Source organism: Rhodococcus sp. SJ-2, assembly GCF_053750035.1.
This window is the reverse complement of record NZ_CM132340.1, coordinates 1,643,729-1,665,104: the sequence shown is the minus strand read 5'-3', so window position 1 is coordinate 1,665,104 and position 21,376 is coordinate 1,643,729. Positions and strand designations below refer to the sequence as shown.

At 65.6% G+C, this 21,376-nt stretch carries 22 protein-coding genes and 1 pseudogene; 17 read left to right on the top strand and 6 right to left on the bottom strand.

What is annotated here, in order from left to right:
* Nucleotides 1–236 precede the first annotated feature (236 nt).
* From ACSYG9_RS07640 to ACSYG9_RS07630, 3 genes are all read left to right on the top strand, one after another.
* Nucleotides 237–1,196 (top strand): cation diffusion facilitator family transporter, encoded by a 960-nt coding sequence (locus ACSYG9_RS07640; RefSeq protein WP_454841921.1) that lies wholly within the window; start codon nucleotides 237–239, stop codon nucleotides 1,194–1,196.
* 183 nt (nucleotides 1,197–1,379) lie between these two features.
* The gene (locus ACSYG9_RS07635) at nucleotides 1,380–2,132 is read left to right on the top strand and encodes an MgtC/SapB family protein (RefSeq protein WP_454841919.1); all 753 of its coding nucleotides are present in this window, start codon (nucleotides 1,380–1,382) and stop codon (nucleotides 2,130–2,132) included.
* A gap of 167 nt (nucleotides 2,133–2,299) precedes the next feature.
* Nucleotides 2,300–3,391 (top strand): Rv2629 family ribosome hibernation factor, encoded by a 1,092-nt coding sequence (locus ACSYG9_RS07630; RefSeq protein ID WP_454841918.1) that lies wholly within the window; start codon nucleotides 2,300–2,302, stop codon nucleotides 3,389–3,391.
* Nucleotides 3,392–3,487: 96 nt separating this feature from the next.
* Here the strand turns inward: ACSYG9_RS07630 and ACSYG9_RS07625 are convergent, their stop codons facing one another.
* Together ACSYG9_RS07625 and ACSYG9_RS07620 are read right to left on the bottom strand one after the other, a co-directional pair.
* Nucleotides 3,488–5,059: a bifunctional 3'-5' exonuclease/DNA polymerase gene (locus ACSYG9_RS07625; RefSeq protein ID WP_454841916.1), complete on the bottom strand. Its 1,572-nt coding sequence runs from the start codon at nucleotides 5,057–5,059 to the stop codon at nucleotides 3,488–3,490.
* A 4-nt stretch (nucleotides 5,060–5,063) separates the two neighbouring features.
* Nucleotides 5,064–6,407, bottom strand: a complete 1,344-nt coding sequence (locus tag ACSYG9_RS07620; protein ID WP_454841914.1) for a YhgE/Pip domain-containing protein — start codon at nucleotides 6,405–6,407, stop codon at nucleotides 5,064–5,066.
* Nucleotides 6,408–6,552: 145 nt separating this feature from the next.
* On the opposite strand from ACSYG9_RS07620, the gene ACSYG9_RS07615 reads away from it, so the two are divergent.
* From ACSYG9_RS07615 to ACSYG9_RS07585, 7 genes are all read left to right on the top strand, one after another.
* Complete coding sequence (locus ACSYG9_RS07615; protein WP_454841912.1) at nucleotides 6,553–7,146, top strand: DUF4178 domain-containing protein; 594 nt, start codon at nucleotides 6,553–6,555, stop codon at nucleotides 7,144–7,146.
* The gene (locus ACSYG9_RS07610; RefSeq protein ID WP_440126577.1) at nucleotides 7,143–7,649 is read left to right on the top strand and encodes a DUF2617 family protein; all 507 of its coding nucleotides are present in this window, start codon (nucleotides 7,143–7,145) and stop codon (nucleotides 7,647–7,649) included. The genes ACSYG9_RS07615 and ACSYG9_RS07610 overlap by 4 nt, the downstream gene beginning before the upstream one ends.
* The gene (locus tag ACSYG9_RS07605) at nucleotides 7,637–8,047 is read left to right on the top strand and encodes a DUF4247 domain-containing protein (protein WP_440126576.1); all 411 of its coding nucleotides are present in this window, start codon (nucleotides 7,637–7,639) and stop codon (nucleotides 8,045–8,047) included. The genes ACSYG9_RS07610 and ACSYG9_RS07605 overlap by 13 nt, the downstream gene beginning before the upstream one ends.
* 33 nt (nucleotides 8,048–8,080) lie before the next feature.
* Entirely contained in the window at nucleotides 8,081–8,551 is a 471-nt protein-coding gene (locus ACSYG9_RS07600; RefSeq protein WP_440126575.1) for a DUF350 domain-containing protein, read from the top strand.
* A gap of 31 nt (nucleotides 8,552–8,582) precedes the next feature.
* Complete coding sequence (locus ACSYG9_RS07595; RefSeq protein ID WP_454842915.1) at nucleotides 8,583–10,139, top strand: polyamine aminopropyltransferase; 1,557 nt, start codon at nucleotides 8,583–8,585, stop codon at nucleotides 10,137–10,139.
* 68 nt (nucleotides 10,140–10,207) lie between these two features.
* Nucleotides 10,208–10,558: a helix-turn-helix transcriptional regulator gene (locus ACSYG9_RS07590; RefSeq protein ID WP_440126574.1), complete on the top strand. Its 351-nt coding sequence runs from the start codon at nucleotides 10,208–10,210 to the stop codon at nucleotides 10,556–10,558.
* On the top strand, nucleotides 10,555–11,499 hold the full coding sequence (locus ACSYG9_RS07585; RefSeq protein ID WP_454841910.1) for a permease prefix domain 1-containing protein: 945 nt from the start codon (nucleotides 10,555–10,557) through the stop codon (nucleotides 11,497–11,499). The genes ACSYG9_RS07590 and ACSYG9_RS07585 overlap by 4 nt, the downstream gene beginning before the upstream one ends.
* Nucleotides 11,500–11,503: 4 nt before the next feature.
* Here the strand turns inward: ACSYG9_RS07585 and ACSYG9_RS07580 are convergent, their stop codons facing one another.
* On the bottom strand, nucleotides 11,504–12,493 hold the full coding sequence (locus ACSYG9_RS07580) for an ABC transporter substrate-binding protein (RefSeq protein ID WP_454841908.1): 990 nt from the start codon (nucleotides 12,491–12,493) through the stop codon (nucleotides 11,504–11,506).
* 138 nt (nucleotides 12,494–12,631) lie between these two features.
* Here ACSYG9_RS07580 and ACSYG9_RS07575 point away from each other — a divergent pair.
* Nucleotides 12,632–12,895, top strand: a pseudogene (locus ACSYG9_RS07575) (hypothetical protein); the annotation flags it as partial.
* 69 nt (nucleotides 12,896–12,964) lie between these two features.
* Here ACSYG9_RS07575 and ACSYG9_RS07570 read toward each other — a convergent pair.
* Together ACSYG9_RS07570 and ACSYG9_RS07565 are read right to left on the bottom strand one after the other, a co-directional pair.
* On the bottom strand, nucleotides 12,965–13,744 hold the full coding sequence (locus ACSYG9_RS07570) for an ABC transporter permease (RefSeq protein ID WP_440126570.1): 780 nt from the start codon (nucleotides 13,742–13,744) through the stop codon (nucleotides 12,965–12,967).
* A gap of 19 nt (nucleotides 13,745–13,763) precedes the next feature.
* Nucleotides 13,764–14,765 carry an ABC transporter ATP-binding protein gene (locus tag ACSYG9_RS07565; RefSeq protein ID WP_454841907.1) on the bottom strand — a complete coding sequence of 334 codons (1,002 nt, stop codon included), beginning with the start codon at nucleotides 14,763–14,765 and terminating at the stop codon, nucleotides 13,764–13,766.
* A gap of 91 nt (nucleotides 14,766–14,856) precedes the next feature.
* Between ACSYG9_RS07565 and ACSYG9_RS07560 the strand changes: the two genes are divergently transcribed.
* A complete protein-coding gene (locus tag ACSYG9_RS07560) occupies nucleotides 14,857–15,486 on the top strand; it encodes a TetR family transcriptional regulator (protein ID WP_440126568.1) in 630 nt (209 codons plus the stop codon).
* Nucleotides 15,487–15,558: 72 nt separating this feature from the next.
* Here the strand turns inward: ACSYG9_RS07560 and ACSYG9_RS07555 are convergent, their stop codons facing one another.
* Nucleotides 15,559–16,221, bottom strand: a complete 663-nt coding sequence (locus ACSYG9_RS07555; protein WP_454842914.1) for an IclR family transcriptional regulator — start codon at nucleotides 16,219–16,221, stop codon at nucleotides 15,559–15,561.
* Between the two features lie 176 nt (nucleotides 16,222–16,397).
* On the opposite strand from ACSYG9_RS07555, the gene ACSYG9_RS07550 reads away from it, so the two are divergent.
* The 5 genes from ACSYG9_RS07550 to ACSYG9_RS07530 are packed head-to-tail and all read left to right on the top strand — an operon-like array spanning nucleotide 16,398 to nucleotide 21,329.
* Nucleotides 16,398–16,829: a nuclear transport factor 2 family protein gene (locus ACSYG9_RS07550; RefSeq protein WP_454841906.1), complete on the top strand. Its 432-nt coding sequence runs from the start codon at nucleotides 16,398–16,400 to the stop codon at nucleotides 16,827–16,829.
* Between the two features lie 53 nt (nucleotides 16,830–16,882).
* A complete protein-coding gene (locus ACSYG9_RS07545; protein WP_454841905.1) occupies nucleotides 16,883–17,713 on the top strand; it encodes an SDR family NAD(P)-dependent oxidoreductase in 831 nt (276 codons plus the stop codon).
* On the top strand, nucleotides 17,706–18,503 hold the full coding sequence (locus tag ACSYG9_RS07540; protein ID WP_454841904.1) for an SDR family NAD(P)-dependent oxidoreductase: 798 nt from the start codon (nucleotides 17,706–17,708) through the stop codon (nucleotides 18,501–18,503). Before ACSYG9_RS07545 ends, ACSYG9_RS07540 begins: the two co-directional genes overlap by 8 nt.
* Nucleotides 18,500–19,960, top strand: a complete 1,461-nt coding sequence (locus tag ACSYG9_RS07535) for an FAD-dependent oxidoreductase (protein WP_454841903.1) — start codon at nucleotides 18,500–18,502, stop codon at nucleotides 19,958–19,960. The genes ACSYG9_RS07540 and ACSYG9_RS07535 overlap by 4 nt, the downstream gene beginning before the upstream one ends.
* A 37-nt stretch (nucleotides 19,961–19,997) precedes the next feature.
* Nucleotides 19,998–21,329, top strand: coding sequence for an MFS transporter (locus ACSYG9_RS07530; RefSeq protein WP_454841902.1), 1,332 nt, complete (start codon nucleotides 19,998–20,000; stop codon nucleotides 21,327–21,329).
* Nucleotides 21,330–21,376: the final 47 nt, after the last annotated feature.

Sequence of the window (21,376 nt, the reverse complement as noted above, 5' to 3'; positions counted from 1 at the left end):
TCGGCTACGCCCGCAGCAGCACTACCACCCACGCCGAAGCCCATTTTGATGCGCCGCGTCCGGCTGCGCTGTCTGGCCAATCCTGTCGGACTGTTCGTCGCCGACGCTCGCGGCCACAGCCCCCGGAAGAACCGCGCCAGGTCACGTTCGGCACGTGTAGGGCCGGTCGCCAGGTACGTGCAACAGAAATCGGCGTCACCCGGTCCCCGCTGACCGAACCTGCCAGACTGACGAAGATGGACACGCCCCCTCCCCGTAAAGCGGCAACAGACCAGGACCTCGGCGGGGAAAGTATGCGCACCGTGCTCATCGCATTCGGCGCGAACTTTGCCGTCGCACTGGCCAAGACGGCCGCTGCATTGTTCACCGGATCTGCCTCCATGGTCGCCGAAGCCGCACACTCCTGGGCCGACACGGGCAATCAGATCTTCCTTCTGATCGCCAACCGTAGAAGCGCACGCGTTGCCGACACGAACCATCCACTCGGCTATGGCCGAGAAGCGTACGTGTGGTCACTGTTGGCTGCGGTCGGCCTTTTCGTCGCCGGCTCTGCGGTGTCGGTTTGGCACGGCATCACCGAACTGATCCACGAGAGCGCGGGCGGTGAAAACTATGCGATCGGCTACATCGTGCTGGCCGTCGCGTTCGTCCTGGAAGGGATCTCGCTGCTGCAGGCCACCCGCCAGCTCGGCGGTGAGGCCGACCGCGCAGACCGGGACATTCTGGATTACGTGCTCGAGACGTCGGATCCCACATTGCGGGCGGTATTCGCCGAGGACAGCGCTGCGCTGATCGGAATCGTCATTGCCTTCGTCGGAATGGCGTTGCACCAACTCACCGGCAACGCGCTGTGGGACGCCATCGGATCGATACTCGTCGGCGTACTGCTCGGCGTGATCGCGGTGATTCTCATCGATCGCAACCGGCGGTTTCTGACGGGCGAGCCGGCCTCTGACGCGTTGCATACCGCGGCTGTGGCACGCATCGAGAACATGCCCGAGGTTGCGGCGGTGCGGTTCGTCCGCCTCGAATACGTCGGGCCGAAACAGGTGTTCCTCGTCGCCAGTGTCGATCTGATGGGGGACTACGCCGAGTCGCGTATCGCCCCCACCCTGCGCAAGCTCGAACGAGACCTCGAACGCAATACGCACGTCGTCGACGCAGTACTGACGGTCTCGATGCCCGACGCCGAATAACCGCCACGCGGTACCGATGACGTTTGGGCCGTGCCCTGCAGTGGAATGCGAGACCACATCACACCGCTCCGACAAGGGGACCAATTGGTGAACTCGACCTGAGTGGTATCGAGTGGCCGTGCGGGCGCGAGGACAACCGTCGGCCCGGTCGTCGAAGCTGCCCACAAGGAAGGACATAGGGCAATGCTGCTCGACTCACCTGCCGAATGGTGGCAGCTGCTTGTCCTGCTGAGCGTGGCGTTGGTGCTCTCCACCGCGGTCGGTGTGGAACGTGAAATCAAGCAGAAGTCGGCCGGCATGCGCACCCACACTCTCGTCGGACTCGGTGCTGCGCTGTTCATGGTGATCAGCAAGTACGGGTTCGACGACGTCGCCGAGGAAGGGCTGGTCACCCTCGACCCGTCCCGGGTGGCTGCACAGATCGTCTCCGGGATCGGTTTCATCGGCGCCGGCCTGGTGTTCGTACGTCGCAACAAGGTCCGGGGACTGACCACGGCCGCGTCGATCTGGCTGACTGCCGCCATTGGATCTGCTGCCGGAGCAGGCTTGGTGGTGCCGGCAATATTTGTCACCGTCAGCCATTTCCTGATCGCGTACCTGTATCCGGCCATCGTCCGGCTCACCGGTATGAGGCGTTCGCAGCAGAACATCGTGCGGGTGCGTTATCTGGACGGGACCGGAGCGTTGCGTGGAATTCTGCACACCTGCACCGAGCAGGGTTTTGCAGTGGACGGTTTCTCCACCCGCGGATCAGTAGCCGAGCATGGCGGTCTGCTGGGTCGGCTGGCCGACGGTCTCGATCCCGCCACCCTTCCCGCCGCTCAGGTGGAGGTGGAACTCGAAGTCGAGGGGGCTGGACCGCTATCGGCCCTGGTGACCCGGTTGTCGGAGTTGGCGGACGTGACACGCGTTCAACTCGATGATCCCGTCGAATAGCCGGTAACCGCGTCTTGCTGCTCGGACACCACCGGGGGAGCATCGACGCCGATATGTGGCCAACACGGGCCCCGCGCAGCCGTGATCGCTGCACAAGAGCACATACGTTTACCTTCGTCGACGGCGGGCACCCGAATCACAACCGCGACACATCGAGAGGGGAAGCCGTGCATGCCGACCGTTTCGCAGAGTTCACCACCGAGAAGGGGCCGTTCGCTTCGGTGTACTACGAGGATTCACACGCATCGGAGGACGCGGCGCAGATCGCGGAACTGACATGGCGTTCGATCCGCGAGCAACTCGAACAACTCGAGGCCCCGCCGCCGGTACTCGACAACATCGAACGCGCGTTGGCGGAGGCGCCGACAGCGATCGGCCGCGGTGGACGCGCGATCGTGGCCAACGGGGACAAGGTGCTCGTGCACGAGCGGCTCATCCGTCCGCCGCTGCGCACCGAGGTGCGGGTTTCCGAGCTGCCCTACCTACTGCCGTTGGTGGAACACGGCGCGAGCGGCCGGCCGTATCTCGTGGTCGCCGTCGACCACACCGGCGGTGATCTGACGGTCTACGACCAGCAGGGCACTGCGCTCGATGAAGAGACAGTCGCCGGGGAGGGTTATCCGATCCACAAGGCCTCCGGTGCGCAGACGCCCGGCTATGGGGACCCCGAACCTCGCGTCGAGGAGCAGCGGCACCGCAACATCGCCGCCCTCGCCGACCGCCTCACCGAGCTCGCCGACGAGCACCGGTGTGAGCCGGTGTTCGTGATCGGTGAAATTCGCTCTCGTAGTGATTTGGTGGAGGCGTTGCCGCAGCGCATCAAGGAGGTGTCGATGCAGCTGCAGACAGGCTCTCGGGGTGAGGGTAGCGACCGGGAACGCACCGGTGAGCACATCGAGCAGGCACTGGCGCAGCAACGTCTGACTGAAATGGACGAGACGGCGGAGCGTTATCGCGCCGGAGCCGGCACAGGACTGGCCGTCGAGGGATTGAGTGAGGTGACAGCAGCGTTGCGTCAGCGCCGCGTCGACATGTTGATCCTGGGGGATCTCGGCGACGTCACGGTGTTGGTGGGTGACGATCCTTCCCTTGTCGCCGCCGATTCGGGTGCGCTGTCGGAGATGGGTTCGGGCAGTGAGCGGATCCATCGTGCGGATGAAGCCCTGCCGTTCGCGGCGGTGACCAGTGGCGCAGCCATGCTGCGGATGGACGAACGGTTGACCCCGGCGGATGGGGTGGCCGCATTGCTGCGCTACTGAGCGCACCGTGTTCGTCCACAGGGTGACGAGGAGCACGCCTCTACCGAGTAACCTCCAGCAAATCGGCAGGTCGACCTGAATGTCCCTCAGGCCGGATCACAACTCGGGGTCCTCGCCCTCGTCGGCGTAGCAGTTCCGGATCGACGTCGACATGGGGAACCGAACTTCGGTGTCGCCGAACATCAACCGAGTCGCTGCCTCGACCGAAGCTTCGATGTGCGCGGCCGCGGCATCGGGGTTCCGGGTGTGTACCACCACCTCATCGTGCTGGAAGAACACCAGCTCGCCGTCGCGACCATCCGGAGCCGCCGCGAGCCGGCGACGTAGCTCTGCCAGCACACACAGCGCCCATTCCGCCGCCGTGGCCTGGACGACGAAGTTTCGGGTGAATCGTCCGCGTGCACGCACATCCCCGTGCGAGAGAAAGCCGGGTTCCGGTGGGGGACAGGCACGCCCGAGCCAGGACTGCACCACCTCTCCGCGTTCCCCGGCGCGGGCTGCACGTTCGACGAACTCCACCGCATCGGGAAAACTCTTGCGCAGCACCGTCAGCAGCGCACGGGAATCTCCGGAGGTCGCGCCGTACAGGACACCGAGCACCGCGACCTTCGCCTTCGCGCGGTCGCCGCCGAATGCTGTTGCCGCCACCGGGGCGTACAGGTCATCGCTTCCTGCGGCCGAGACCATGCGGGGATCTCCCGACATGGCGGCGAGGATGCGGGGTTCGAGCTGCCCGGCGTCGGCGATGACGAAAGTATGCCCGGGGTCGGCGATCACGCTCGACCGCAATGCCTTGGGGATCTGCAATGCACCACCGCCGCGGCTCGCCCACCGTCCGGAGACCACTGCTCCCGGCACGTAGACGGGACGGAAGCGGTTGTCGTGCACCCAGGTGTCGAGCCAACTCCACCCGTTGGTGCTGTAGAGCTTCGACAGGTCGCGGTGTCGCAGCAGCAACGGCACCGCGGGATGGTCGAGTTCGCGCAGCACGTACTTGCGGGTCGACGCGAGCTCGATGCCCTCGCGGCGGAACGCGTCGAGCACCTCGACGTGCGACGCCGGATTCACGGGCCGACCGAACACGAGCTGGATCTCCGCGACCACCTCGGCGATCCGCGAGGGAAGTTCATAGCCGAGTGGACGTCGACCGAGGGTGCGCTCGAGCAGTGCGCGGTGCGCTTCGGCGGAGAAAGGCAACCCATCGAAGCTCATTTCGGCGGCGGTGAGCGTGCCCGCGGATTCGGCTGCCACGAGCAGGTCGAGGCGACGATCGACGGCGGTACGTCGTCGCTGCCCGACGAATCGCTCGATCACGGCGGCGATGTCGGTGGCGGGCGCCGCGTCGAACAGTCCCGGCCGTTCATCGGCCGGTTCTTCGATGGGTTCCGGTGGGATGCCGTCGCGCGTGTTCAGGATCGCGGCGGTGGTCGCGAGGTCGTGACACCGCTGTACCCGCACACCGGCGCGCAGCAGACCGGGGTACACGGTGGCAGTGGAGGTCCACACCCAGCGCGGGCTGCGGGCCGATTCGATTTCCGCGACGGTCGCGGCCAGATCGCGACAGTCCCGCGCGTCGCTCACCGGGGTGCCCGCGTCGTCGATCAGGGCGATGGTGCCGCCGCGTACACCCCCGCTCTCGGAGGCATGGGGAACGACGACGGCACGCACCGACCTAGTCTGCTCTATCGGCCGAAGACGCGGTGCTGCCCGCCAGCAGTTCGATGGAGCGGTGGAATCCTCGACGGTCGTACAGCCACGTCACGATTCCGCCGAGCGCCACGCCGACACCGAGCCCGACGAACGTCATCGCGACTCCGTGCGTCAATCCCGCAGCTCCGTGGCCGTCGAAGTAGAGGATCGCGCGGGTCGCGATGTAGATCTGATGCATCGGCTCGAACGTCGACAGCCACTCGAACAACTTGGGCATCGCTTCGATCGGGACCGTGCCGCCGGACGAGGGCAACCCGAGCACGATGAAGATGAACAGGTTGACGAGCAGACCTGCGGAGCCGAACACGGACATCACCGACACCGAGGTGATGCCGACCGCGCTGATCGCGAGCGCCCCGTATTCCCACATCAGCAGGGCGCGCGGCACCGGCATGCCGAGTGCCGTACCGATCCACAGATACAGCGCGGACACGATCAGCGACAGGACGACGATGATTCCCCACTTGATGAACAACACGGTCAAGCGGGACATCCGGGTGGTCTCTCTGTTGATGTAGAGCGGCCCGTATTCGGTGGGGATGAAGCCGAGAGCGGTGTCGACGAGGGTGTTGACGATCGTGGCGCCGGTGAATCCCGCGAGGATCAGCAGCAACGTGAAGTAGAACGCGGACAGGCCGGCGCCGGTGCCGTCGGGCAGCGGTTTGTGTTCGACGTTCAGGACGTTGATCGGGTCTTGGAGCGTGAGGAGGCTTCCGCCCGACAACTGCAGGTCGGGTGCGGTTTCGGCGAGGGTGTTCGTGACCTGCGTGGTGAGTTGCTCCCCCACCGTTTCGTTGACCTGGGTCATAGCGGTGTCGCCGATGATGCCGACGATGCCGGTCGAGAACGTCCCGGTCCGGGGATTCGAGTAGACGGTGATGATGGGCTTTTCGATGTCGCCGGGCACGACGCTGCCCTGCGCGAGAATCGATGTGCGTTTGGTGAAGTCGCTGGGGATCACGATCGCGCCGTACAAAGACCCGTTGTCGAGGCCGGAGTTGGCTGCGGAGATACCCATCTCCTGCATGTCGATCTCTTCCGGATCCAGGCCGTCCAGGATCGCCGCGGTGATCTCGTTTCCGAGGTTCCGCGGTTCTTCGTCGCCGGGCATCACGTCCCCGACGTCCTGGTTGACGATCGCCATGGGGAACTCGCGCAGGTTCTCCGACGGATTGACCATGCTCGCGAGGTAAAAGTAGCCGAGCGCGGACATCACTGCGGTGACGACGACGAGCGGTGCGAGCCAGAATCGGGGGCTCCGCAGCGTCTTGCGGTGGGGATCGGTCACGGTACCTGTTGAACTCACCCATTGATTGTGCACACGCGTGTGCGAATTTGTGTCCGATGAATGGGACGAAGTGCTCGAGGGCACGACGACGGGACGGCTGGGTCGGGGCTCACGTCGGCCGGTAGGGTCGAGCAACGGAACTGCTGTCGACCTGGGGTACTCGATGACCGAAGTCCTGCTTGTCCTGCTGATCGTTGCCCTCGTCGTGGCCGTTGTCGTCGTGGTCATCCGCACCCGTAAGCCGTCTGCACCTGCAGCGCGGGTGGATCCGCTCACCGACTACCCGGAAGTGTGGGATCCCTACGCGATCGGTGTCGGCGACATCATCACGTATGCGGGTATCGACCACGTGGTGCGCGGCACACTGACCCTCGACGAGGAGGGCTATCGCTGGCACGAGCACCTGCTCGACGGTTCGACCGGTCGCCGCTGGCTCACCGTCGAGAACGACGAGGGCGAACTCGAGATGACCTTGTGGATGCGACGTGAGGGCACCGGCCTCGAGCCCGGAGGAGATGTCGTCCTCGACGACCGCGTCCACCGTCAGCTCGAAGCGGGCACCGCCCGATTCACTGCGGAAGGAACGACCGGCACGGCGCCGAGCGGCACCATGGACTACGTGGATTATGCAACCGCAGACAGCACCGGCCTGATCGCGTTCGAGCGGTGGTCTCGCGGCGGGTCGTGGGAGGTGTCCACGGGACGTACGGTCACGCGCAGTGAGCTGACCGTCATCCACGCGGGCCCCGCCCGATGAGCCACCACATGCTGGATATCGCTCCGCGTGACGTGTCCGCCGCGGCGCTGGGACTTGTCCTCGATGCGCCCGTGCCCACGCCGTTGGTGTCCGAGCAGCTGACCGATTCTGCCGCGGGCACACTCACTCTCGGCGTACTGGGGGCATCGCACGTGGTCACTGCTGTATCGGGCGAACACATGCTCACCGAGCAGGTTTCATGCGATGCCGTAGATTCGGGGGGCCGCCTGCTCCCCGATCGTGAGGATCGCGGAGGTTACCGCTTCCGGAGCCGGGCAATCACGGTGCGGCGCGACGAATTGGCCCGGCGAGCCGAGGAACTCCGCGACGCGGCGTCGTCGGGGCAGGGCTGGTTGTGTGCGGGATTCCCGGGGGACGGCGACGCGCTCACCGTGCTCACCGGTGCCGCCGATTCGGGCGAATGGCATTGGTGCACCTGGCATCTCTACCCCCACGCCGACTCGAGTGTGATCGTCGAAACCGAAAGCCGGTGGCGGCCGTGAGACGGATGGCAGCCGGATTCGCGCTCGTTGTCGCTGTGCTCGCGACCGCGGGGTGCGGCAGTCAGGTGCACGATTACATTGCCGACACCTACGAGCACCGTGGCAGATCAGGGGATGTCGACACCTACTACTCGCCCGATCCGGTGGGAACCACGGTCTCCGATATCGTCGCGAACGACGATCCCGCGGCGCGGAAGGCGGACGGTGGCAACGAGTATCTCCGGTACAACGACGACATCGTCACCGTCGGCGCTGCGTCCGGGGGAGGCAGCACCATCACTGTCGAGGATCTCGACGGCCGCTACAGCAGCGGCGGATTCGTGTTCCTCGGGCCGGGTTTCACGCCCGGTTCACCGGCGGCAGGAAACACCTCCGGTGGATCGGGGAGCGCGAAATGACGAACGAACTCAGCAGATCGGAACCTTGACGATATGAGAGTCACCTTGCTGGCGGCCGACCTCGAACTCGGCACCGTCGACCCGTCCCTGCTTGTGCAGGGGGTGGTCGGGACGCTGATCTACTTCATCATCGGCGTGGGTGTTCTGGCGCTCGGATTCACCGTGCTTGACGGTCTGACCCCTGGGAACCTGCGTCATCAGGTGTATGTGGACCGCAATCCCAACGCCGCATTGCTGCTCGGCGCAAACCATCTGGCACTGGCCATCATCGTGGTGACCGCGATCGCCACCAGTGCCGACGGGTTCGCGCAAGGGATCACCGACTCGCTCGTCTACGGCCTGGTGGGTGTGCTGTTGCAGGCGGCGGCGTTGCTCATCATGAACCGTGTGCTGCCGGGGAGGATCACGGCACTCGTCGCCGAGCCGCACATGAGCGGTGCCGCGTGGGCTGTGGCGATCACGTTGCTGTCGGTGGGGCTGGTCAACGCGGTCGCGCTGTCGTGAACCGGTGGCTACTCGTGATCCTGCAGCCGAGGTGACCACTGTCGCCGTGGATTCGAGCGGCCCGGCCCTTGGGCGCCGGACCCGCGTGGTACTGCTCGTGGCGGTGGCCGCATGTGCCGCGTGCGGTCTGGTGTACGAGCTTGCACTGCTTACCCTCTCGGTGAGTTTGACCGGCGGCGGCATCACCCAGACTTCCCTGATCGTGGCGGGATTCGTCGCTGCCCTCGGATTGGGTGCGCTCGCCGCCAAACCGTTGTTGCCGCACGCCGCACCGGCATTCATCGGAGTGGAAGTCGCGCTCGGCCTGATCGGCGGACTGAGCGCAACTGTGCTGTACGTGGCGTTCACGTTCGTCGGGTCGTCGACGTGGGTGCTCGTCGTCGCAACAGCGGCGATCGGAATGCTCGTGGGCGCCGAAGTGCCCCTGCTCATGACCTTGATGCAGACCGGCCGTACTGCAGATGCTCGCGACACCGGGAAGGTGCTTGCGAATCTCAACGCGGCAGACTACGCGGGCGCGCTGATCGGTGGCCTGGCGTGGCCACTGTTGTTGCTACCCGCGGCCGGGATGATCCGCGGTGCAGCGCTGACCGGGATGGTGAATCTGGCTGCGGCGGCCGTCGCGGCGTTGTTCCTCCTGCGGGGGCACCTGCGACCGGTGACCCGGGCGTTGTCGTTGGTGGTGCTGCTGCTCGCCGCCACCGTGCTGGCGATCCTGCTGCTGCGCTCGTCCGATATCGAGACCACATCGCGGCAACGGCTCTACCCTGATCCGGTGGTGTATGCGCAGCGCTCGCAGTATCAGGAGATCGTGCTGACCGAGCGCGGCAACGATGTGCGCCTGTATCTCGATGGTGATCTGCAGTTCTCGAGCCGCGACGAGCATCGCTACACGGAGACCCTGGTGTATCCGGCGCTCGCACGCGACCCCGCCCGTGTCCTCGTTCTCGGGGGCGGCGACGGTCTCGCCGCGCGGGAGATCCTGCGCCATCCGCATGTGCAGGAGGTCGTGCAGGTGGAACTCGATCCGACGGTCCTCGACCTCGCGAACACCCGGCTGGTCGCGCTCAACGGTGGGGCGCTGCTGGATGACCGGGTGGAGGTGGTCGTCGACGATGCGTTCCGGTGGTTGCGCGAGTACACCGGTCCCGGCTTCGACGCGATCGTCGTCGATATGCCCGACCCGGACACTCCCGCGCTGGGGCGTCTGTACTCGATGGAGTTCTACGGACTGGTGGCGTCGGCGCTGAACCCCGACGGCTTGATGACGGTGCAGTCGGGGAGTCCGTTCTCGACTCCGCACGCCTACTGGAGGACGGTGTCGACGGTGAGATCGGCGGGTCTGGGCACCACCCCCTATCACGTGCACGTGCCGAGTTTCGGTGACTGGGGATTCGTCGTCGCTCAGGCCGGTCCACCTCCGATACCGGCGCTGTCGGCGAATGCTGCGCCGCGGAGGTTCCTCGACTCCGCGACCCTCGCGGCGGCGTCGGCGTTCCCGCTCGATCGACAACCTCGCGAGATGGAGCCGTCGACGTTGGATCGGCCGCGGATCGTCGACGACGTCCGCCTCGGATACCAGTTCTGAGGAATGCCTTTCCGGGTCGAGGCCTGTGTCCGTTGCGATAGTGTGCGACACACACTATCGTGTGACGTGTGATCGACCCCGAGATCTCCACCGGCCACAGCCAAGAAGTGCGACGAGGTTCCGTCGTCGTCGCGAGCCTTCTGATGTTGCGCACCCCCGGCTACGGCTACGGCCTGCTCGAAGCGCTGGCCGCTGCGGGCGTCGCCGTCGATGCCAACACCCTCTATCCGTTGTTGCGGCGCCTCGAGAAGCAGGGCCTTCTCGTCAGCGAGTGGAACACCGATGAGGCGCGTCCACGCAAGTTCTATCGGACCTCCGAGGCAGGGGGGCGGCTTGCGGGGGTTCTGCTCGACGAGTGGACCGCTCTCGGGCGCAGCCTGAGGACGATCGATTCCCACACCGAAGGAGATGCGCGATGACACTCACCGATCGTTATGTCGCTACGACGTTGCGCAGAATCCCCGCTGGCAAGCGCGACGACATCGATCGTGAACTGCGCGGTTCTATCGCCGATGCTGTCGATGCGCGGGTCGAATCCGGCGCCGACCCGGTGGACGCCGAGACCGAGGTGCTCACCGAACTCGGCGATCCCGACCGGTTGGCGGCCGAATACCTCGAGCGCCCGCTGTATCTGATCGGGCCCGGTCTCTACCTCGACTGGAGGCGGCTGCTCTCGGTTCTGCTGTGGATCGCGCCGATTCCCGGTGTCGTCGTGCTGGTCCTCGACCTACTCGACGGCGCATCCCCGGGGGAGGCGATTGCATCGGGTATCTGGACAGCCGCGGTGGTTGCGCTGCAGATCTTGTTCTGGACGACGTTGGTCTTCGCCGTCCTGGAGCGCAACGGTCATCGACGCGGACACCTCACCGGCGAATGGACGGTCGAGAGGCTTCCGGAGACGGACACGAACCGTGGCGTGTCTCTCGGCGACACCGTGTGGACGATTGCGTTTCTCGTCGTCGGGCTCGCGGTGGTGTTCCTACAGCGCAACTTCTCGGCCTACAGGTACGCCGACGGATCCTCGATCCCGATCCTCGACCCCGATCTATGGTCGTTCTGGCTACCCGCGCTTATCGCGGTGCTCGTGCTCAGCGCCGTGTTCGAGGTCGTCAAGTATGCAGTGGGGCACTGGACCGTCACGCTCGCTGTCGTCAACACCGTGCTCAACCTGCTGTTCACCATCCCGCTGGTCTGGCTGGCGTCGGTCGACCGGCTGTTCCAGCCCGATTATTTCGAGGCGGCGTTCGGCGACACCGGCGACTCGATGCGCGTAGCGAACACCATCGTCATCGTCGTTGCAATCGGGGTGGCGGTGTGGGAGATCGGCGACGGTTGGTGGAAGGTTCTCCGCTCTCGCTGATCGCTCATTCCTCGACGGCGGGGACGACGGTCGCGGGATCGTCGTCGGTCGCCGCTACGAGCGACGGGAGTACTGCGTCGATCAGGTACGGCAGACTGAGAGGGCTCGCGAATCCGAGCGCCGCAGGCGCGGTGGTACCGAACTCGCCGAGGTAGACGGTGCGGTCGGAACTCACCACGTCCAGCGATTGGAAGAGTTCGTCGTCTGCCAGCGTTTCGGCCGTCGCGCCCACGACGATGAGGTTCTCCTGGTCGAGCAGGTCGTAGCGTTCGGGGCCGACTTCGCCGGTGACCGCTGGGGTCGCGAAACCGAGATCGGAGAAGAACCGATTGCGCGGGTCCCCGGCCTCGAGGATGTAGAACGATCCGTCGTCCATGTGCAGCGCAACAGCGGCAGTACGACCCTCGAACCGGGGGTTGGCTTCCACCGCGTCTCTGAAATCCTGTTCGACGTCGGCGCGGAGTTGCTCGGCTTCTCCACGCGCGCCCATCGCGTCGCCGATCGCCGCGAGTTGTTCCTGCCACGACGGAGTGGAGGTGCCGTCGCTGGCTTCGAGATCGCCCACCATCGGTGCGATCTGGGACAGCGTGTCGTACTGGTCCGGTTCGAGCACCGAGTAGGTGCCGAGGATCAGGTCGGGATCGAGCGCGGCCACCTGCTCGGCGTTGACCTCGAGCCCGCCGACCTCGGGAATCTCCTGCCCGTCGAGCTGCTCCTGAGCCCACGGGCGGTTCTGATAGTCGAATCCCATGTATTCGCGGGTGCCCACCGGCACCTGGCCGAGTGCGAGGACGAAGTCTTGGTCGTTGAAGCCCACCGTCACGATCCGTTCGGGCTGTTCCTCGATGGTGACGGTGCCGTATTTGTCGGTGACCTCGACAGGAAAGGCGCCCTCCGCGCCGTTGCCCGACTCGGGGCCGGTCGATTCGTCCGAGGTTCCGCAGGCGGTCAGAACCAGTGCGGCAGCAGTGGTGAGTACGAGTGCGACGCGCATGCGCGATATCCCTTCGTCCGCAGATCGCGACATCATTCCGGATACGGGCAGCGTACTCATCGTGTCTCAGTGCAGGAGCTCTCCGAGAGATCTCGCTGATGCCGCCACCGCGGCACCGATCCGTGCTTCGTCGGTGGCATCGAAGACCGAGACACCTACCGCTGCCTGTGCCCCGCCGACGCGGCGAGGGACACCGGCGGAGATGCCGATGGTGGTGGAGACGACCTCGACGGATTCACCGCCGCCGCGGCCGAACGGATCACGGCCGCGCCGGTAGCGCACTTCGACGAGACCGGATTCCGCGCCGCCGGCAGGCTGCACTGGCTGCATTCGGCCTCGACGTCGTTGTTCACCCTGATGACCTGCCACCGTCGGCGCGGCCGCGAGGCGATGGACGCTACCGGGGTCCTGCCCGCGTTCACCGATGTCGCCGTGCACGACGCGTTGGCCTCGTACACACCTACCCGCAGTTCACTTCCGTCGCACCAGCGCACGCGTCGTGACCAGCAGGCCGAGCGCCGTCCAAAGCGCCAGAACAAGGAGGTCGCGTCCCTCGGCCGTGAAGACTTCGGACGCAATCCCGGCCCGCAAGAGATTTGCGGCGGGCTGGATGGGCAGGATGACGTGCAACGTTTGGAACCAGTCCGGCAGCTGGCTTGCCGGGAATGTGATCGGCGAGAACAGCAGGACGAAGAACACCAGCACCTGTGAAACGAGTTGAGCCAGCATCGAAGGCAAGGTCACCGCGATCGCGTGCCCCACGGCGGTGGCCATCGTCGTCACCAACAGCGAGGCAAGGATGAGCAACGGCCAGTCGAAGGAGAAGGTCAGGTCGTAGCGCACTGACGCTACGAGGAGCCCGATCGCTACCCCGGGTAGCGCGATGAGCGTCCACACCGTGAGGTCGACAATCAGCAGCAGCGGCCGCGAAACCGGTAGTGCGCGTTGATAGTCCAACGCGCCGGTAGCCCTGGCGCGGGAGACTCCCTGCGGAACGATGACCAGACCGATGGTCAGCAGCAGAATCGTCGGCGCGCCGGAGGACAGGAAAAGTGCGCTGTCGGGAGAGATGTCGGGAATCAGGAAGCCGAACCCGACGACGATCCCGGCGGCAAGCATGGATTGGATGATGACGATGAGCGGCAGCATCGCTCCGATCGATGCCAGTGACCAGCGCATCATGGTGCGAAAACTGTTCCACAGGCTCACCTGGACCGGAGCGATCGGCCCGAGTTGCAGATCGGGGGCCATCGTTGGGGCGGCGGTTGTCTCATGCATCGGTTGCCTCCTGGCCGGTCGGTGTGGCATTGGGGATGGTGTCGGTTGCACGGCCAGGTTGTGCTGTGAGGGCCAGGTACGCGTCCTCGAGTGTCGCCGGCGCGAGCGAGAAACCCTCGATCCGGTCGTTGGCGCGTTGGGCGGTGGCCCATGCGACGGCATTCGCCGCCTCGTCTGCAGCAACGGTGAGCAGTATGCGCCGTCCGGTTCTGACCCGGCGCAGCACCGGCAGGGGCAGGTCCTTCTCGGTCGGGTCCGTTCCGTCAGGCGTCAGCTGCAGTTCCAGGCGCAGGTCGCTGTCCTGGGTTCCCCTCAGACGCCCGGGCGATCCGTCGGCGACCAGCCGGCCTCGATCGAGGATGACCAGCTCGTCCACGATCCGCTCGGCCTCGGCGACGTTGTGAGTGACCAGCAGGACGCCGCTGCCAAGATCGCCGCGGCGGCGCACTGCATCCCAGAGCAGGCGCCGCCGGGAAGCGTCGATGTCATTGGTGGGTTCATCCAGGATGAGGAGCGGGGTGGGTTTCGCCACGGCCATGGCGAAACCCGTCAGTCGCCGGATCCCGCCGGACAGGCCGCCACCCTCGGGCAGGGCACGCTGGTCCAGCCAGGGGCCGATATCGAGCTCCTCGGCCAGGTCGGTGGCGACCGCACGGGCATCGCGGGATGAGAGCCCGCGGATGCGGCCTGCGATTTCGATCGCCGAACGCGGGGTGAGTCCGTCGATGGGTGCTTGTGCCTGCGGTTGCAGGGCCACGTGCCTGCGTGCGGCGCCCGGATTCTGCACAGCGTCGGTGTGTCCCACCCGGATCTCGCCGACGTCGGGTTTCAGCAGACCGACCACCTGGGAGACCAGCGTGGTCTTGCCCGCGCCGTTGTGGCCCAGCAGGCCCACGACTTCGCCGGCGCGGATGCGAAGTGAGATGTCGTCGTTCGCGGCGATGTGTCCATAGCGTCGCGTGAGACCGGTGATGCGCAATACGTCGGCATTCATACAGCTCCTCGGATACCGTCGGAATATCAATACTGACGGTATTGGGATACTGATGGTATGTCAATCGTGTCCGCGTTCTACTCTTGGAGGCATGACACAACTTCGCGTCCCACTCTCTCGGCGGGATCGACAGCAGCAGACGCGCGAGGCGCTGATCTTCGCGGCGCGCGGGGTGTTCGCAGAGGACGGCTATCACGCGGCGAGCCTGGATCGGATCGCGCGCGAGGCCGGGTTCTCGAAAGGCGCCGTGTACTCGAACTTCGACGGCAAGTCCGCCCTGTTCCTGGCAGTCATGGATCAGAACCTGGAGCTGGCAGGAGCCGACTCGAGAAATCCGTTCGAACAGCCGACCAACCCGGCCTCGACCGGCATGGAGCTGGCGGAACGAGAGGGCTACCCATTGCAGGCAACGCAGGGTTTCGCGCTGGCCACGCTGGAGTTCATCGCCAGCGCCGCCCGTGACGAGGCGCTCGCTCCGCAGCTGCATCAGCGCCTCACGGCAGTCCTCGGCCACTACGATGCGATTGCTCAGGAGGCCCGTCCCGAGGGAGAGGCGCTTGCTGTCTCGGATGTCGGCAAGCTACTGGCTGCGCTGGATCAAGGCGCCGGTCTGCTCCTGCTTGCCGGAGACCTCATGCCGGATGCCGCAGTTTTCAATGCAGGAATGCGCCGCCTGGTCGATCCGGCACGAGCCGCTACCGAGGGCGACTCGGAGGCGTGACGCTGGGCCATGCGGGGCACGCGTGCCCCGCAGCCCGACCGACAGTCGGACATCGCTGATGGTGGATACAGCTCAGCGCAGGATGTCCCCGAGTGATTTCGCTGCCGCCGCCACCGCTGCGCCGATCCGCTTCTCGTCGGCCGCGGTGAACACCGAGACGCCGACCGCGGCCTGCGCCCCTCCGGGGCGACCCCGTACGCCGGCGGAGATACCGATGGTGGTGGAGACGACCTCGCCCGCCGAGACCGCATAACCGAGCCGGCGTGCCTGCTCGACCTCAGGGCGCTCGTCCGGGGCAGGCGGTAGCGATGCCAGGATCGCAAGGCCTGCGGATCCGCGATCGACAGGATGGACCTGTCCGGGTCGAAAAGCGATGTGGACCTGTGATCGTCGCGGCTCGATCACCATCATTGCTCGGACGGTGGTATCCGATTCGCGGACGACGAGGTGGGCGGTCGCTTCCACAGTGTCGGCGAGATCTTCGAGGATCGGGCGCGCGAGCGTGCGCAGATCCTGTTCGACCGATTCCGACAGAGTGACGAGTCCGGCTCCCAGCGAGATCCGCTTGTACTCGTCGCGGCGACACAAGCGGTGTGCCTCGAGGGTTCGGATCAGCCGGTGGGCCACGGTCCGGTGCACGCCGATGCATTCGGCAATCTCGCTGACGGACAACCCGTTCGGGTGCGCGGCCAGTAGTTCGAGGATCTCGAGACCATTGTGAAGTGTCTTCGACATGCCCGAATCCGGCTCGATTCGCGGCACGTCGAACGTCCGCGTAGGCGCAGCCTCATCCTGCGTTTGGGTCATCTTGCCCCGTACCTCCTTGACGTCTGTGAACTGTAACACCTAGCATTAGCGTTAATCGCACGGATAGTGCGATTATCGCACACATACGAATGGGTTTCCACGACATGACACGCATTGACAACGGTGTCGACGCGGCGCTGCTCGCGCAGGTTCATCAGCTCTACGGGCTGCAGAGCCATCTCATCGACGGCGGCTCCGCGCGGGCCTGGGCGGAGACATTCACGCCCGACGGTGAGTTCTGCTCACCCAGCTATCCGGCGCCCGTCTCCGGTACCGATGATCTCGAGGCGTTCGCCGGCCGGTTCTACACCGGCGCGCACGATGCCGACGAGGTCCACCGTCACGTCATCACCAACGTGGCCGTCGACAGGGTCGACGACGACACCCTGCGCGTCCGGGCGTACCTGCAGATCGTGGCCACCGCCCGCGGCGGCGACTCGCGTCTTGTCCGATTCACCACGATCGACGACCGCGTCGTCCGGCACGGCGACACGTGGCTCGTCGACCGCCGGACCGTCGCTCGCGACGACGCATGAACGCTGCGTTGTTGTAACCCACTTTGTTTCGCACTTACGGAGGAATTTCCACGATGACCACTGATGCTCAGAACCCGGGTCGTACCGTCACCTCGCAGATCATCGCTCAGTACCCGGAGATGGCCGGCAAGGTCGCCGTCGTCACCGGAGCCGCACGCGGAATGGGGGCACAGTTCGCCCGTGGTCTCGCGTCGCGCGGCGTCAACGTCGTCGGTGGCGACATCAACGACGTCCAGATGAAGGAGACCGCCGAACAGATCAACTCCGAGCTCGCAGCCGAGTCTCTCGCCGAGACTCCCGGCGTCGTGGTCGGCGCGCGTATCGACGTCACCGATCCTGCAGAGCATGAGGCGCTCGCCCAGGTCGCGCTGCAGGAGTTCGGCTGGATCGACTTCTGGATCAACAACGCCGGCATCTTCCCGTTCGCGCTCGCCGACGAGATCTCGAAGGAGCAGATCTCGGCAACGCTCGACGTCAACGTCGAGGGTGTGCTCTTCGGTGCGCAGGCCGCGGCGCGGCACATGCAGCCGGGCAGCGCGATCGTCAACATGTCGTCGGTGTCGGCGTTGCGCGTGCGCAAGGGTCGCGGTGCCTACTGCGCGTCGAAGGCTGCCGTCGCGCACCTCACCGAGTCGCTCGCAGTCGAATTCGGCGACAAGGGAATTCGTGTCAACTCGATCGCTCCGGGCTACATCGACACCGAGATGACCCGCTGGGTGCAGGAGGATCCGGCAGCGCTGAAGCACGCACTCGACGTCGTGCCGCTGCACCGTCTGGGCTCGCCGGAAGAGGTCTTCGGGCCGCTGCTGTTCCTGCTGTCCGACAGCGCCCGCTACGTCACGGGCCACTCGATCGCGGTCGACGGTGGCTCACGCCATGTCTGATCCGGTCCTGGAAACCGTGACGTACCCGTCGGTCGTCCTCATCACCGGAGCAGCTGCGGGCATGGGTGCCAACCACTCCCGTGTGCTCGCGGCTCGCGGCGCCCATGTGTGCCTGGCCGACGTGGCGGATACCTCGGCGGTCGTCGAGGAGATCGAAACTGCGGGAGGCTCGGCGTCGGCCCACACACTCGACGTCGCCGACCCGGCATCGTGGGCCCGGGTGGTGGACGAGATCCGTTCACGCAAGGGCACACTCGACGGACTGGTCAACAACGCGGGGATCTCGCGGCGGCTCGAGTTCATGGACACCCCGGACGACGTCTGGGAAGCCACGATGCGCATCAATCTGTTCGGTCCCTTCTACGGGATGAAGGCTGTAGCACCCCTCATGCGCGACAGCGGCGGTGGATCCATCGTCAACATCTCCTCGATTTCCGGGCAGATCGGTTACTTCTCCCCGGCCTACTCTTCGAGCAAATGGGGAGTGCGGGGCCTGTCCAAATCGGCCGCAGGCAACTTCGCGAAGTGGGGAATCCGAGTGAACTCGGTGCATCCAGGGCTCGTCGGAACGTCGCTGCTGGGAGGTGCCGACGCGTTCGTCGGCGCCGCGCTCGAGAGCGTTCCGTTCGGGCGGATGGCGACGGTCGACGAGGTCACCGACGCTGTCATGTTCCTGCTGTCCGACCGGTCCACCTACATGACCGGCAGTGAGGTCACCGTCGACGGCGGAATGACCTCCAACGGCCTCTACCACCGCATCATCGCGGAGACGGGAGATCAACTGTCATGAGCGACGACATCATCGACGTCGTGGTGATCGGCGGCGGCGGGGCAGGGCTCGCAGCGGCGGTATCTGCCGGCGAGGCAGGCGCGAGTGTTCTGCTGTTCGAATCCGAAACCGAACTGGGCGGGTCGACGCAGTTGTCGGCCGGGCTCTTCACGGCAGCGGGAACGAGCGTGCAGGCCGGTCTCGGCATCGAGGACTCCGCCGACAAGTTCTTCCAGCACTACATGGATCTCAACCACTGGATCCTCGCGCCGGGCCTGGTTCGGGCGTTCTGCGAGAACGCAGGCCCCACCCTCGAGTGGCTCCTGGAACTCGGGGTGGAGATCCCGCCGAGGGTGTCGTCGAATGCGCACATGCCGGGTCTGTGCCAGGCCGGTGTGGAGGACGTGTGGCGCGGCCATGTGCCGAAGGACCAGGGGTACGGGCTTGTGCAGACACTCGATCGAGCGCGTCGCTCGCACGGGGTCGAGGCGATCCTCGGCACCCGGGTGCAGCGTCTGCTCGTCGAGGACGGCCGGGTCGTCGGTGTTGTCGCCGACGACATCGAGGTACGGGCCCACGCGGTCGTCGTCGCCTCGGGAGGATTTGCGCAGAACCCGGAATTGCTCGAGCAGTACTATCCGTATCCTCTCGCCGCACGCGATTCGTTGTTCGTCGTCGCCGCGGCCGGCAGCCGAGGCGATCACTTCGGGTTCGGCGAGCAGGTCGACTCCGCGGTTGTCGGCGAGAACTGGGGCTTGACCATGCCCACCGCCTATTTCCAGCGTTACCACCACTGGCAGGCGGGTTTCCCGCCCAAGTCGCGGATCTACGTCAACAAGGCGGGGCGCCGGTTCATGGACGAGGACGCGTCCTATGCCGTGTCCGGCGGCCTGATGGACGCGCAGGACGGGCCCGTGTGGGCGATCTTCGATGAGAAGGCGCGCACCGAGCTTCCCGCCGGTTACGCGGACTGGGATGCCGACCGCATCGCAGCGGAAGCCGACGCGGGGCGTACTGTGCGCGCCGACACCCTCGAGGGCCTCGCAAAGCTGATCGACGTACCTGGTGCTGCGTTGGTGGCCACGGTGGACCGGTGGAACGCCCAGCTTCCCCACGGTGTGGACGACGATTTCCTTCGTCACCGGACACTTGCGAACAAGGGCTCGACCTCCGCCCCCGACCCGGTCGCTCGCGGACCGTTCTACGCGGTGCGTATGCTGCCCGCCGAACTGGTCTGTACGCACGCGGGGCTCGAGATCAATCAGAACGCCGAAGTTCTCGACAAGATCGGGAATGTCGTTTCCGGCCTGTATGCGGCCGGAGAAGCGGGAGCCGGAATCCTCGGCCTGCGCTATGTGGGTGGCGGAAACGCCGTCGCCAATGCATTGACCATGGGACGCATCGCAGGCCGCAACGCGGCACGGACGTCCTCCGTCGGCTCCACGCCGTCGTCTGAACTCGGGACAGCCGGCGTCTGACGCCCGCCTGTCCCCTCGAACCACTAAGGACACAACCATGCTTGGATCCGACGCGGCCACCGCCGCGGAAAGGCCGTCGCACGCAGACCCCGCACCGAAGAAACAGTCGACGGCCACGGTCATCCGCGCGGCAGTCGTGGGCACCATCGTCGAGTACTACGACTTCGGTATCTACGGCTACATGGCAACCATGGTTGCCACACTGTTCTTCGTTTCGGAGAACGACACCGCAGCCCTGCTGGGAACCTTCGCTGCTTTCGCGGTGGCATTCTTCCTGCGGGTGCCCGGCGGCATCGTCTTCGGCCATATCGGCGACAAGTACGGACGTAAGACCGCGCTGTCCTGGACCATCCTGTTGATGGTGGTGGCGACGGCGGCCATGGGCATGATGCCCACCTACGCGACGCTCGGCGTATGGGCGACGGTTCTGCTCGTGCTCGCTCGGTGTGTGCAGGGCTTCGCGGCAGGCGGTGAGCTCGGGGGTGCCAACGCGTTCGTCTCCGAATCCGCACCTGCACGGTGGCGTGCGACGCAGACCTCGATGGTCAACTCCGGCACGTACCTCGGCTCGCTGGTGGCGTCGCTCGTCGCACTCGGTATCACGTCGACCTTCTCCGAGGAGCAGATTCTCGAGTGGGCTTGGCGCATTCCGTTCCTGCTGAGCGTGGTGATCGGTGTCATCGGCGTCTGGATCCGGAACCATCTCGACGACACGCCGCAGTTCGAGGAGATGGCCGAGAAGGGTGAGACGAAGAAGCTGCCGGTCGTGGAGCTTCTGAAGACCTCCGGCGGAAGCGTCGTCAAGATCATCATGCTCGGGGCACTCATCGTCGGCGGCTATTACGTCGCGTCTGTCTACGCGGCGACGTACTTGCAGACCGAAGGTGGACAGACGTCGTCGGCGGCGTTCCTGTCGACGTCCCTCGCGCTGGTCCTGGGCGTGATCACCCTGCCGATCTCCGGTTACATGGCCGACAAGTACGGACGTAAGCCGGTGTTGTTCGCCGGTAGCCTCGCTGCGGCGGTGCTCGGCGTCCCGATGTTCATGCTGATGGCGGGCGGAACCCTGTGGCAGGCCGTTCTCGGTCAGTCGGTGTTGTTCATCTGTGTGTCGGTCGTCAACGGCGCCTCCTTCGTCGTCTATGTCGAGATGCTGAAGGCGTCGGTGCGGTACAGCGGTATCGCACTCGGTAACAACGTCACGAACATGTGCCTGGGCGGCACCGCACCGTTCATCGCCACGTGGCTGATCGATTTCACCGGGAACTCGCTGGCTCCGGCCGGGTACTTCGTGTTCACGGCGCTACTGACCTTGGTGGCGGTCTTCCTCATCAAGGAGACCAAGGGCATCGAGTTGCCGACCGACTGACGTCGGACATGTTCCGAGCGAGCGCCGGCACCCGATGTGGGTGTCGG

Excerpts from the sequence above, each read along its gene's own strand:
- ACSYG9_RS07640 (WP_454841921.1), top strand. The coding sequence starts at position 237 with ATGGACACGCCCCCTCCCCGTAAAGCGGCAACAGACCAGGACCTCGGC.
- ACSYG9_RS07585 (WP_454841910.1), top strand. The coding sequence starts at position 10,555 with ATGACACTCACCGATCGTTATGTCGCTACGACGTTGCGCAGAATCCCC.
- ACSYG9_RS07580 (WP_454841908.1), bottom strand. The coding sequence starts at position 12,493 with ATGCGCGTCGCACTCGTACTCACCACTGCTGCCGCACTGGTTCTGACC.
- ACSYG9_RS07535 (WP_454841903.1), top strand. The coding sequence starts at position 18,500 with ATGAGCGACGACATCATCGACGTCGTGGTGATCGGCGGCGGCGGGGCA.
- ACSYG9_RS07635 (WP_454841919.1), top strand. The coding sequence starts at position 1,380 with ATGCTGCTCGACTCACCTGCCGAATGGTGGCAGCTGCTTGTCCTGCTG.
- ACSYG9_RS07565 (WP_454841907.1), bottom strand. The coding sequence starts at position 14,765 with ATGAATGCCGACGTATTGCGCATCACCGGTCTCACGCGACGCTATGGA.
- ACSYG9_RS07570 (WP_440126570.1), bottom strand. The coding sequence starts at position 13,744 with ATGGCCCCCGATCTGCAACTCGGGCCGATCGCTCCGGTCCAGGTGAGC.
- ACSYG9_RS07560 (WP_440126568.1), top strand. The coding sequence starts at position 14,857 with ATGACACAACTTCGCGTCCCACTCTCTCGGCGGGATCGACAGCAGCAG.
- ACSYG9_RS07540 (WP_454841904.1), top strand. The coding sequence starts at position 17,706 with ATGTCTGATCCGGTCCTGGAAACCGTGACGTACCCGTCGGTCGTCCTC.
- ACSYG9_RS07550 (WP_454841906.1), top strand. The coding sequence starts at position 16,398 with ATGACACGCATTGACAACGGTGTCGACGCGGCGCTGCTCGCGCAGGTT.
- ACSYG9_RS07615 (WP_454841912.1), top strand. The coding sequence starts at position 6,553 with ATGACCGAAGTCCTGCTTGTCCTGCTGATCGTTGCCCTCGTCGTGGCC.
- ACSYG9_RS07545 (WP_454841905.1), top strand. The coding sequence starts at position 16,883 with ATGACCACTGATGCTCAGAACCCGGGTCGTACCGTCACCTCGCAGATC.
- ACSYG9_RS07555 (WP_454842914.1), bottom strand. The coding sequence starts at position 16,221 with ATGTCGAAGACACTTCACAATGGTCTCGAGATCCTCGAACTACTGGCC.
- ACSYG9_RS07530 (WP_454841902.1), top strand. The coding sequence starts at position 19,998 with ATGCTTGGATCCGACGCGGCCACCGCCGCGGAAAGGCCGTCGCACGCA.
- ACSYG9_RS07600 (WP_440126575.1), top strand. The coding sequence starts at position 8,081 with ATGAGAGTCACCTTGCTGGCGGCCGACCTCGAACTCGGCACCGTCGAC.
- ACSYG9_RS07610 (WP_440126577.1), top strand. The coding sequence starts at position 7,143 with ATGAGCCACCACATGCTGGATATCGCTCCGCGTGACGTGTCCGCCGCG.